The sequence below is a fragment of the Prevotella sp. oral taxon 306 str. F0472 genome (assembly GCF_000257925.1).
Taxonomy (GTDB): Bacteria; Bacteroidota; Bacteroidia; order Bacteroidales; family Bacteroidaceae; genus Prevotella; species Prevotella vespertina.
Map to the genome: position 1 here is coordinate 1 of NZ_AJIN01000044.1, position 12,296 is coordinate 12,296.

A 12,296-nucleotide genomic window follows, 5' to 3' on the forward strand; every position below is an offset into this window, starting at 1 on the left:
TCCTTTCTGCTTTACAGAACACAGGCTACGCTGAAACCCTTAAAACAGACAGTGCTGTTTTAATCCCTTGAAAACCACTGTCTCATGTTCTACGAAGCATTTCGACAAAGGTTTTCAAGGGACTTTGGGAGAGCGGTTATGACAGTATCTTGTTTTAAAGCCTACGGCAACTTTGCTATTCTTTACCCTTTAGTTTAGGGCGAAGCCCTGCATCCTTTGTTATCGCTTACACTCCTTACATACACAGTCTGGCTTTAATTTTCCTTTGCAAAGGTAAGCAAGGTCGTAAGAACACAAAGTACTGCAACACTATTTAAGAATATTCTCACGGCAGCCTTCCACAAATCAAAGATTTGGGTTTTCCATGATAATATCCATAAATTACTTTGCTTATCTTCCTAATGACCTTGCTACCTTATTTGCACGTAAAATTTGAAAGCCCGACAGTGATGCTGCAATAGTAGTTGAACGAAAGGGAAATGTATCATTCAAATAATATGAATATGAAACAGGAAATAAAGAAAGCAGTCTTGGATGTTATAATGGCTTCCATTGATAAAGGTAACTATGGTATGTTATCAACAAGAGAGGCTTCGTATCATAGTTATAAGATTTTGGCTACTGAGAAAGTACAAATCAAAGGAAACAATATTATGCAAGATGGTAAACTTGTAGGAGTTATTAAAAGGCGATATTCGTCAAGAAAGGTACAGCTTATGTATAAGGAGCTAAAACCTTGTATAGTATGGTCATAAGATTTTGTTTTTGTAGCATAAATAAAATGAGATATGATTAAAGTAGCAGATAGTATTTATTCATCAGGGCGAAAAGGCTTTTTTGAGGTGGAGGTTACAGAGGGGTTGATAACCGTAAATGGAGTAAGAATGAAAATAGTATATGATAAGAGGTATACATTTTGCTTAGATAACAACACATGTGTAAGAACACGTAATAATCAGGCATTAAAGCGTATATTGAAACAACCGAATTTTCATGATTTAGCAATACAGATTTGTGAGCATGTAATTAAGTTTGGGAAATAACAATTTAAAGATATAGAATATGGCAAATTGGGCAAGTACAAGCTATGCTATCGAAGGTAGCAAGAGCGATTTAGCGAGAGTGTCTAATGTGATAAACAGCTTTATGAAAGGCAATACAAAGCCTGTTGAAGCAAACGCTTCAAAGGAATGGGAAGGCAATATCGTTAAGGCTTTAGGAGCATCGGAAGAACAAATGAAGAACAACTATTTGCGTGGGTTTATTCAAACGTATGAAATAATAGATGGTGTCCTTTATATAGAAGCAGAGGAAGCATGGGGAGCAACCGATTTCCGTCATCTATTGGCAAAGCTCATGCCCGAGCTAACTATATACTACATTGTTGAAGAATGTGGTTGTGAAGTCTATGCAACTAATGATTGTGATGGTAAATATTTCACGGAGAGCTACTATGTCGATATTTGTATCGACGGAGATTACTTTAGTGAGTATTTTGACACCGAAAAACAAGTTTTAGCTTATGTGGCTCAACTGTTGAAGAAAGAATCGGTGACAATGAAAGATATAGATGAATGGAACGAGGAACAAGATGATAACGAAAACTACATCTATGTTCATGAGTTCAAGTATGTCGCATAAAGGAGGTAAGGGAGGGGCTAACCATCCCTCCACAATCAACATCGATATGAATATACCAACAATAATTCAAGTTTTGACAGTCGTAGCACCAGACGCAACTGTTATTTATCAACAAGTGTATGTCAATAATGATTATGCAGCTACTGCTGACAGGGATAGACAAGCAAATTTACACAAAAATTTGCTCCTTAATGGAGGTATGATTTGCTTAAAGCAGTTTTAAGACATGGGTTATGAAGAGTAATAGATAACGGAGGGAGTAATCGTCCCTCCACAAACAAAACTATGATATGCAACACCAAAATTTCTATCACCAATATGCATCTATTCAGGAAGAAGAAGTAAGAGAATTAAACGAGGTATTACGTAACAGAACCGACAAGGAGTTTCATTGGTATACTGACTTCCCTTATGTTATTGCTGACCTCTCGACTTGTGATGGTCATGTAGATGCAAAAGTAATGGCAGTAAAGTATCCTATCACCCTTTCAAGCGGTATCCTCATAATACCCGATAAGGACAACGAGATAACCTGAATTATTGCATTAATCAGTCTATATGTTTCAAAGTAACATATAGAGTCGTTAACCATAACGAGTAGTTGCGTTATCAGTAACGAGTAACATTGCAAAAGGGCATCTTTTGCCGTGTCAAAGTCCATCTGCTATTTTCAATTTATGAATCTTTATTACAACACTTCGAATGTCCTTGTTCTTTTCATAACAAGCGAGTATTTCCCCCTCCGCATTATTAGAACGACATCATTAAAACAACTACTTTTCAATTTTCCTGTCACTCCTCCCTACGTTTCAACACATTGATAACAAGCAGTTTATACGAAATGTTAAAAGTGACAGCAACTAAAAACAAAAACTAACTTAGCGTTTTAGAGTAACTATAAACAATGTAATTCCAAAAACTGTGTCCGAAGAAATGTGTATTGTTCCTTATAGTGATAAGTGCTCTTTACATTGAAACAAAGAGAACCAAAAAGGCTGAACCCCTCACTTAGGATTCAACCTTGAATTATATCTAATAAAATGTTTAGCGGACAACGATTTTATTCTATCCTATTGAGGTTAGATGTCATGTTTTTGTATTTCTAAACCACCTAATTATAAAAAGTATCCTTCTTCTAAAGAAAGTTCTTTTATCGCTTCATCATTTATTATCTCTAACTTGATAGGATAAGGGAAGTTCCAATCGTCAATCAATAGACTTCGATAATTGGGTATCTTATGACTATGCAAAATATTCTGTTTGTTCAATAAATCTCCTGATTGTTTTAAATCATACAACACTATCAAGTGCCCATTCCAAAAGAAATATCCATTAAGTTTTGAAGAATCATAAAAAATCATTGGACGGAAGATGACATACTGCTTACCCTTCTCTTGTTTAAAACGAAGCTCATATAATACTGAAGGGGCGTTTTCAATATAGTTATGAAGAAATTTCTTTAATCCCGTATTCTTTATAACATTTGTATCAACATAGCCTCCCTTAGATAATAAGGAGAAACCTTTGGGAATTCTAACTATTCTATTTTCATTAGTGATAAAAAATGCTCGTTGAATTGGCTCCGTTATACCTTTTGATTGGAAAACATTTCTGTAGCCATCTATTTTGCCACTATATTTTTTTAAGACTTTTGTATCTACTATATGTGTCCTATCTAAACTATCCGTCTGGAAATATGTTATTAACTTTCCATTATAGATATAATAACCATCAATCATGTCTGGGTCATAAGCACCTAACCCAGTCATAAATAACAAGTTATAATTATTAATTTTAGACACTTGTATTTGTATCACATTATACTCTGGATGCTCTTTAGAGAATTGGTTAAGCACATATTGTAGAGATGGGGAAAATGGTTCCTTTTTGATTGTACAACCCGAAAGTGCAAAAAAGAGAACCAGAACAAAAACCGTTTTCGTTATGTTATCTATAGACATATTTTCTTATTCGTTGATAGCTTGGATTAAAAATTGGATTAATCTTTGACTTTTGAAGATTATATTGATATAATTGTTTTGCTTGTTTCGAGTCACCAGCATAATAGATAAATGCCTTGGGATAGTTATCCAAAGTCTGACGAAGATGGTCTTTTCTATACCTTCCATAAATAGCATCTAATGTCCACACATCTCCGTCTCTGTAATATTGTTTTACTAATTCTCCTGCAGGTGTATTTTTATACTCATTATAGTTACCTGATGCTCTTGTTACTCCCTCATTGCTTCCCCACGGATGGCTGTGTAACATAAATAAAAATTTTCCCGCATTTACAGTATTGACGTCAGCAGTCGATTGAAAATCAGAATTAAGTTTGAAAACAACTCCCCCATTATCACTTCTTTCTCCTATAAGATTCCATTCTACATTAGTATTATCTGCTACGAATTTAAAGAATTTAAAAGCATCATCAGACTTATTAGTTAATGCAATTGTTCCATTTCGTGTCTGATTTTTGACTAACTGAGAAGCAAGTCCTTTATTTATGAGAATATGGCTTTTACCAGAAAAGATCCTATCTGTAGTTTTAGCATTTGTCCTTCTCCAAAAAGATATCTGCCCATTTTTATTTAGTTTATAATCATCTTTCCCATCAGGATCTATCATATTAATAGGGTTCCCATGACAATAAACATACGCCCCTATATTCGGAAACTTCTCAGCCAACGGATCCACCCCATACCATAAACTCGTGATTGGGTTCATATACCTTGCACCGTAATAGTACAAACCAGTCTCTTCATCGAACTGCTTGCCGTTGAACTTATATGGTAGGTCCTCACTACTACTATGCTCGTCAACCAACAGTTCACCGTATGGTAGGTAGGCATCATATTGGGTGATGTTACCCTTGTCATCGGTAATATAAGAAGTTGAGCCAAGATGGTCTGAATGGAAGAAGAAGGTTTCCTCTTTCGTAGTGTCGTTTGGAATATATCCATAACCAGCCTGTGGATCATCAGGGTTGCTTGGGTCATTCCAGCTTACAGGTGGACCGGGGTTGGTATTCGGTGTGGTGTTGGGGCGTGGAGTCTGAATCCAACCCTGTGGCACATCATGATTACCGAGTGTGTCAATGATAGAGTTATACCCTCGTTTTGTATTCTCCGGATCACCATACGCGCCCTTCATGGTAGGTACACCAGGGGCAATGCCCTGCTGCTTATAGTACGCTTCTTTCTGCTTCTGAATCTGATTCATACGTTCAGCATAGTCCTGCTGACCAGCGGTTACGTATGAGCCGTTTCTTCCATAAACGTTGTTAAACAGACCTGTTCCTATTCTTGAAGCAACTCGTTTGTCACCAAGGAAGTAATGTTTTGTGAAGCGGTTCTTGTTGATGCTGATTATCGAAGCAGGGTAGAGCGTGAAGTTATCCGTCTCGTGGAACGTGATTCCCTGCGGCGCACCATTGATATACACACCCTCCATCGTACCGTAACTCTTCATGATGCGTTCACCAGCAGCATTGTAGGTATAGCGGTTGATGCCGTTGTTGTCTTTCAACACCATCAGGCGGTTCTCCTCATCCCAGTATAGCATATGATCATAAGATAAATATCTTTCTAATAGATTACATGCTATATTTATTTTTTAATTTATCGATTAAATTCCGATGAAAATTCTTAAGTAAAAAGTTTTTATATCTTATATTTTTTACCTTCTTTTTATTATTACATAAAGTAATTAATGTAATGTGCGTTATTTTAATTTTTGAATTAAAAAATCCAATATAAATGTGATACTCAAAAGTACAACTCTGCCCTTTTTCAAACCACAATTCAAATCCATTCCCATTTTCTTTAAGACTTTCGTTCCCATCAATATAACCATAAACGTCATTAGATATAACATTATCAAATCTATAAAAGTGAGAATCACGCTTAATCAAAAGAATCCTATTTTCCCCTTTATCAACGTATTTTTCACAACCGTCAGCTGTCATACTATAAGGGCTAAATATAGCTATTTGGGTATTCTGTCCATTTAAGGTAAGGCTATCAACAATAACATACTCTTGTGGAATTAAATATCCTTGCCATTTTCTTTGAGCTTTCCCATTTATACTAGGAGCTGAAAAAATAATAATGAATAAAATAAGAATAAACTTTTTCATATAAAATTATTTTTTATGCCAAAATATAGTTCTACCAAATGAACCTGTCGCTATTAGAGAGAATTTTGCTGTACTTTTGCCATCATGAATAAAAATTCCATTCCTCTCAAAAACGGGTGACACCCGCATCTTTGATTTTATCCTCTGTAAATAGCTTTCATTTCGATAAACATAATCTTTTCTGATATTATCTGGTATTGTTATTTTATTATACTGTCTAAATTTTGGATGGCTAAGCCCTTTAGTTGCAAAATCTGTTCCGTCCCACAACGTTGCACCATGAGTTGGATCAATATCTGATTGTAATGCATCTATTATACCTGCTCTTGCAGTAGTTCTTGTAGAACTTGTAAGATAATCTTTATCATAAGCAACTCTTGCTGATGCAGGAGTAGTCGAATAATTTTGATCATTCAGTTGTTCATATAAAGAATGGTTCTTTACTCTAGGCCCTCCTTTTACTCTTACATGTGCGTAATTCACATCTTTATCATCAACTGCATTATTAGCTGCATGTGCAATCCACAAGCTTTCATTTGGGGCATCACTCGATTCTACATCTACAATATGAGCAGCAATATTAAACTGTTCATCTGTCATACCATTTCCATGATCAATTAACTGAGTCAATTTACCATCTCGTTCAATATATACAAGATTATCTTTTCCTTCTTTCCTTAAGAATTTTCCTTGAGCATTGTATATAAACTTCTGACCATCAGGATCAAATAAATTTATTGGATTGTCTGCACAATAAACATAAGAACCTATTTCTTTATACTTCTCTGCCAGCGGATCCACCCCATACCACAGACAGGTAACAGGGTTCAAGTACCTTGCACCGTAATAGTACAGGCCAGTCTCATCATCGAACTGTTTACCATTGAACTTATATGGCAGTTCTTCACTGCTATTATGCTCATCAACTAACAGTTCGCCGTACGGTAGGTAAGCATCATACTGCGTGATGTTGGCTTTATCATCTGTGATGTAAGATGTACTACCGAGGTGGTCACTGTGATAGAAGAAGGTTTCTTCACGTGTAGTATCATTAGGAACATAGCCATAACCAGCCTGCGGGTCATCAGGGTTACTCGGGTCGTTCCATGAAACTGGAGCACCGGGGTTGGTACCTGGTGTGGTGTTAGGATGTGGAGTCTGAATCCAACCCTGTGGCACATCATGGTTACCGAGTTCTGTGAGAACGGCATTATAACCAACACCCGTGTTCTCCGGATCACCATACGCACCCTTCTCTGTAGGTACACCAGGCGCTACCCCCACCTTCTTATAATACGCCTCTTTCTGTGTCTGAATCTGATTCATACGTTCTGCATAGTCCTGCTGACCAGCCGTTACGTATGAACCGTTGCGTCCATAGACGTTATTGAACAATCCTGTACCGATACGGCTGGCGATTCGTTTGTCACCAATGAAGTAATGCTTCGTGAATCTATTCTTGTTAACAGAGAGGATACTTGCAGGATAAAGCGTGAAGTTATCCGTCTCGTGGAATGTGATACCCTGTGGCGCACCATTGATATACACACCTTCCATTGTTCCATAGCTCTTCATAATACGTTCACCAGCAGCGTTGTAAGTATAACGACTCGTCTTGCCGTTATCGCTTAAGACCATCAGGCGGTTATCCTCATCCCAATACATCTCACGGGTAGTGTTCGTAGAGTCGTTTGTTACCAGTGTAGGATTACCGTTGGCATCATACGTGTAATGATCGTGACCAATCTGTGTTGGAGCCGTCGGGTGGTTACTGTCCTCATATTTATAAGCGAAGTTATAAGACTTAGCAGTTGTCGTTGAATCCACCTTCTGCACCTTTGTCAGCGGTTCACTCATCCGTCCGAACGACATCACCATATCATACGATGCACGCTTTGCCTTACCGTTTGCATGAATAAGGCGGTTCAGCTCGTCATACTCATACGTATGCGAACTCCTTCCTCCCAACTTCGCCCTATTGAGTTTTGTAAGCGACGTTGGGTTGGCAGCATTCGTAATACCGAGGATATTATCCACAGCATCATACTGGTACCTGTTTTCCATCACAGTCTGACCATCCGCTGTAAGGTTCATCACCTGCAGACGTTCACGCTGCTTGTCATATGTATAGGTTGTCTCCGTGCCATTACCGAGCTTCGTATAGACCGTATGACCCTCCTTGTCGTAACCTATCCTATCAACAATAACGCTCTGACGTCCCTGTTTATTGCTCGTCATGCTCTCCACCTGTCCTGCAGCATTGTAGTGATAAGTCACCACTTCACCGTCAGGATAAGTCATCGTCTGCACACGGTTCCAGCTATCATACGTAGCACCATAGACATAAGTCCTGATATCTGCCACACTCGCCATAACTGTACGGACAGTCTTCGTCACCTCACCCTGTCGACCATAGATGCGTAGTTGAGGTTGTTCCGTGTACTCGTATTGTTCATTGTTATATCATCGAAGAATTTTAATTTACTTAGTTTGCACGATTACTGCATACGTCTTGCAGTTCTTCTGCAAAGGCCTTGCAGTGTTACTGCATGCGTGCTGCAGTGTTTCTGCAAGGCTTCTGCAGTGAGACTGCAACGCGGGTGCAGAATCTCTGCAGTACTATTGCGAAATGATTTAGTGCGTTGTATCGATTCATTCGTTCGGTGTTGTCCGCCTTGAACATGTTGTAAATGTGCGCGTTATATCGATTCATTGTTCCCAGTCGGGGTGCTGTTCGTAGCTGTCGAATTGCGGGGCGGGGAGTTCGTATTCATTGAATATTGTTGTTATTTCTGCCTGCTGCTCGGGCGAAATGAGCTGGTCTCCCTTTTGGGCGTAATAGAAAGCGCGCTCGCTGCTGAACACGTTCATTACATCGTAGCGCACGCTGTGGTACTGCGCTTTGGGGATATGGTCGAACAGTCGGCGCATGCCTCGGGCGTATCGCATGGGGGCGTCACTGCGAAACTCGCGGCACGCTTCGCCTTTCGCTACTTGTGCTACGTAGGCGGGCGTTACGCAATAGTTCGTTGTCGGCGGTTCGGGTTGCAACTGATATAGTCGGGCAACTTGGCGGCGAAGGCAGTGTACTGCTTTCGCGCATTCTTTGTCTGTGGCGTAGCATGAGGCGTAGCCGAAGGGGATTTCTTCAATCTGCATAAATATGATTAATCAAATATAGCTGTTAATTTATTCTTTTTTACAACTACAAAGATAATAATTTACTTGATAATCTCTAAATCTTTTACGTATCGACCATTCTTTTCTGCCGAGAAAGAATAATACTCAGCCCCGTTACCCACAATACCGATATTCCTCCCTTTCATGGGGAAAGAATCCAACACATTAAAAGCCCCATCTCTTCGTATCGTTTTATAAGAGAAGGAATGTGGGTGTATCCTGTAAATGTTCTTATATAAGTTATCTACATAAATTGTATCTGTTCCGGTAATAAAATAGAGCAGGATCTCTCCATAATAACCATTGGTTTTGCGAATAATGATAGAATCTGTATCCCCAATGATGAGACTATCATACTTATCACCCTCGGAAACGGATATATAAATATTATTCATATCACAATAATATCGCTTTTTTATCTTTTTGTTTGTACAAGAAATAACAAGAAGTAAAACGAATGTGTATGCAATGATGTCCTTTATTCTCATTTGAAAAAGAAATTTTGATAGTATTTACAAAGGGATAAATAGGTGGGGAAATTTATTGTTGTCTGATATAGTACTTTATACCCTTAGGTATTCTTATCGGAATCACATGTAGTTCGAGTTGCTTTTATCACCCTTCCTATTGAATCCGTTCTAATCTTAACTCTAAAAGCTATACCTCCCATGCCGTTATTCGACAAAGTATATGTAGAATTTGGTCTTAATTTGATCTTTTTAGAAAAATTGTAACCTCCGACATAAACATTATATTTATCGGGAATACTATCAAGCCTTATTTTGCTTGGTGGTGGATTTACCGTATCATTCCACACAAGTAATATACCTCCCTCATATTGACATCCATTTGAAGCTACGGAGTCGTTATCAATACTGAGTTTATAAAAAGACTTTTCACACGAACATATCGTTTGACTCGCAATATCAAAGTAAAAAGCATTATCTACTTTACATGAAAAAAATAGAAATACATATAGAATTACTATGATATTATCTTTTTTTAGTTTTGCTTTCACTCTTTTTCCCAAATTTATTTGTAATAAAGGCCTTCCACCATTGATCTAATCTCTCTATGATTTGATCTTGGAAATTATTCTTGTTCTTAAATAGCTTTTCTAAACCTTTCTTTTTATAATTTTTATCGATAAATGCACTAAATTTCCTAAAAGTAATAGCTCCTTTATCTGCTTCCTTTTCTTTTGTAGAATAGCTACCATCATGCCAATTTTGCCCTGATAGTATATTTCTAAGATATTGATAAACAGATCCTACCAGATGCCTTGTTCCTTTTAATTGAGGAATATGACCAACCTCATGGGCATTTCTTTCCGTAAACTCATAGAAAAAGGCTCCATTAGTTTCTCTATATGTCATATTATTCTTAAAATTATAATAATAATGGGTTATTATTGCATGATCAGGATCTTTCCCTGCTGTCAATGATGAACCAGCTGTACCTATTGAGCCATTTAATATACCAGTTTCCTCAAATATTACATTTGCGTAAAGGATTTGTTGCTCATTGACCCCACTTACTAAGTGGAGAAGATGAGCTGCTGCTGGAGTAAAATAATAACCTCCAAGTGGATTCCTTGCTAATATTATACTATTTTCTGATTGTTTCCCATTTGGATCTAAATATTTAATAGGATTATCCATTGTATAGCAATACCCATTCACATTTGGATACTTCTCCGCTAACGGATCCACCCCATACCAAATACTTGCCATAGGATTCATGTACCTTGCACCATAATAGTACAAGCCAGTTTCCTCATCGAACTGTTTGCCGTTGAACTTATATGGTAGCTCTTCACGGCTGCTATGCTCATCAACTAACAGCTCACCATACGGTAAGTAGGCATCATACTGTGTAATGTTGGCATGGTCGTCTGTGATGTAAGACGTGCTACCAAGGTGGTCACTATGATAGAAGAAGGTTTCCTCTTTCGTAGTGTCGTTTGGAATATAACCATAACCAGCCTGTGGGTCATCAGGGTTACTCGGGTCGTTCCAGCTTACAGGTGGACCGGGGTTGGTATTCGGTGTGGTGTTAGGGCGTGGAGTCTGAATCCAACCCTGTGGCACATCATGGTTGCCGAGTTCGGTGAGGACGGCATTATACCCTACACCAGTGTTCTCTGGATCACCATACGCACCCTTCTCTGTAGGTACACCAGGGGCTACACCCACCTTCTTATAGTATGCTTCCTTCTGTGTCTGAATCTGATTCATACGCTCAGCATAGTCCTGCTGACCAGCCGTTACGTATGAACCATTGCGTCCATAAACGTTGTTAAACATACCCGTTCCTATCCTTGAAGCGATTCGTTTGTCACCAATGAAGTAATGCTTTGTAAAGCGATTTTTATTTACAGAGAGGATACTTGCCGGATAAAGTGTGAAGTTGTCTGTCTCGTGGAACGTGATGCCTTGTGGTGCACCATTGATATACACACCTTCCATCGTCCCGTAACTCTTCATAATGCGTTCACCAGCAGCGTTGTAAGTATAACGACTCGTCTTACCGTTATCGCTTAAGACCATCAGACGGTTATCCTCATCCCAATACATCTCACGGGTAGTATTCGCCGAATCGTTCGTTACCAGCGTTGGATTACCGTTGGCATCATACGTGTAATGATCGTGACCAATCTGCGTTGGAGCTGTCGGGTGGTTACTGTCCTCGTACTTATAAGCAAAGTTATAAGACTTCGCAGTTGTCGTTGAGTCCACCTTCTGTACCTTGGTCAGCGGCTCACTCATCCGTCCGAACGACATCACCATATCATACGATGCACGCTTTGCCTTACCGCTTGCATGAATAAGGCGGTTCAGCTCATCATACTCATACGTATGCATACTCTTTCCTCCCAGCTTCGCCTTGTTGAGTTTCGTCAGCGACGTTGGGTTGGCGGCATTCGTAATACCGAGGATATTGTCCACAGCATCATACTGGTACCTGTTTTCCATCACAGCCTGACCGTCCGCTGTAAGGTTCATCACCTGCAGACGTTCACGCTGCTTGTCGTAGGTATAGGTAGTCTCCGTGCCATTACCGAGTTTCGTATAGACCGTATGACCCTCTTTGTCGTAACCTATCCTGTCAACAATAACGCTCTGACGTCCCTGTTTATTGCTCGTAAGACTCTCAACCTGTCCTGCAGCATTGTAATGGTAGGTAACCACTTCACCATCAGGATAAGTCATCGTCTGCACACGGTTCCAACTATCATACGTAGCACCATAGACATAAGTCCTGATATCTGCCACACTCGCCATAACTGTACGGACAGTCTTTGTCACCTCACCCTGACGACCATAGTAATAGGCTT

Annotated in this window: 14 protein-coding genes; 5 read left to right on the forward strand and 9 right to left on the reverse strand. The window is 39.0% G+C overall.

The annotated features are described in order from the left end of the window. The first annotated feature begins 503 nt into the window (after positions 1–503). The 5 genes from HMPREF9969_RS06900 to HMPREF9969_RS06920 all read left to right on the forward strand — a co-directional run bounded on the left by HMPREF9969_RS06900 (position 504) and on the right by HMPREF9969_RS06920 (position 2,177). Positions 504–755 (forward strand): hypothetical protein, encoded by a 252-nt coding sequence (locus HMPREF9969_RS06900; RefSeq protein ID WP_156787961.1) that lies wholly within the window; start codon positions 504–506, stop codon positions 753–755. A gap of 33 nt (positions 756–788) precedes the next feature. Continuing rightward, entirely contained in the window at positions 789–1,043 is a 255-nt protein-coding gene (locus tag HMPREF9969_RS06905; protein WP_036895395.1) for a hypothetical protein, read from the forward strand. A gap of 19 nt (positions 1,044–1,062) precedes the next feature. Further along, positions 1,063–1,641, forward strand: a complete 579-nt coding sequence (locus tag HMPREF9969_RS06910) for a hypothetical protein (protein WP_009435133.1) — start codon at positions 1,063–1,065, stop codon at positions 1,639–1,641. Further along, the gene (locus HMPREF9969_RS06915; protein WP_019036232.1) at positions 1,631–1,864 is read left to right on the forward strand and encodes a hypothetical protein; all 234 of its coding nucleotides are present in this window, start codon (positions 1,631–1,633) and stop codon (positions 1,862–1,864) included. The genes HMPREF9969_RS06910 and HMPREF9969_RS06915 overlap by 11 nt, the downstream gene beginning before the upstream one ends. 67 nt (positions 1,865–1,931) lie before the next feature. Next, positions 1,932–2,177, forward strand: a complete 246-nt coding sequence (locus HMPREF9969_RS06920) for a hypothetical protein (RefSeq protein WP_036895398.1) — start codon at positions 1,932–1,934, stop codon at positions 2,175–2,177. 579 nt (positions 2,178–2,756) lie between these two features. On the opposite strand, the gene HMPREF9969_RS06925 is transcribed toward HMPREF9969_RS06920, so the two are convergent. The 9 genes from HMPREF9969_RS06925 to HMPREF9969_RS06960 all read right to left on the reverse strand — a co-directional run. Then, positions 2,757–3,602, reverse strand: a complete 846-nt coding sequence (locus HMPREF9969_RS06925) for a hypothetical protein (protein WP_009435132.1) — start codon at positions 3,600–3,602, stop codon at positions 2,757–2,759. Next, complete coding sequence (locus HMPREF9969_RS06930) at positions 3,589–5,205, reverse strand: RHS repeat domain-containing protein (protein ID WP_009435135.1); 1,617 nt, start codon at positions 5,203–5,205, stop codon at positions 3,589–3,591. The genes HMPREF9969_RS06925 and HMPREF9969_RS06930 overlap by 14 nt, the downstream gene beginning before the upstream one ends. Positions 5,206–5,236: 31 nt before the next feature. Continuing rightward, entirely contained in the window at positions 5,237–5,779 is a 543-nt protein-coding gene (locus HMPREF9969_RS06935) for a hypothetical protein (protein WP_036895400.1), read from the reverse strand. 6 nt (positions 5,780–5,785) lie between these two features. Further along, entirely contained in the window at positions 5,786–8,080 is a 2,295-nt protein-coding gene (locus HMPREF9969_RS06940) for an RHS repeat-associated core domain-containing protein (protein WP_156787963.1), read from the reverse strand. A 241-nt stretch (positions 8,081–8,321) separates the two neighbouring features. Next, the gene (locus HMPREF9969_RS12850; RefSeq protein ID WP_156787962.1) at positions 8,322–8,492 is read right to left on the reverse strand and encodes a hypothetical protein; all 171 of its coding nucleotides are present in this window, start codon (positions 8,490–8,492) and stop codon (positions 8,322–8,324) included. Then, on the reverse strand, positions 8,489–8,938 hold the full coding sequence (locus HMPREF9969_RS13205; protein ID WP_232212662.1) for a DUF6078 family protein: 450 nt from the start codon (positions 8,936–8,938) through the stop codon (positions 8,489–8,491). Before HMPREF9969_RS13205 ends, HMPREF9969_RS12850 begins: the two co-directional genes overlap by 4 nt. A 62-nt stretch (positions 8,939–9,000) precedes the next feature. Then, a complete protein-coding gene (locus HMPREF9969_RS06950; protein ID WP_036895401.1) occupies positions 9,001–9,354 on the reverse strand; it encodes a hypothetical protein in 354 nt (117 codons plus the stop codon). Positions 9,355–9,530: 176 nt separating this feature from the next. Next, positions 9,531–9,977, reverse strand: coding sequence for a hypothetical protein (locus HMPREF9969_RS06955; protein WP_050899973.1), 447 nt, complete (start codon positions 9,975–9,977; stop codon positions 9,531–9,533). Continuing rightward, a partial coding sequence (locus tag HMPREF9969_RS06960) for an RHS repeat-associated core domain-containing protein (RefSeq protein WP_009435129.1) occupies positions 9,952–12,296 on the reverse strand: 2,345 nt, incomplete at its 5' end. The genes HMPREF9969_RS06960 and HMPREF9969_RS06955, both read right to left, overlap by 26 nt.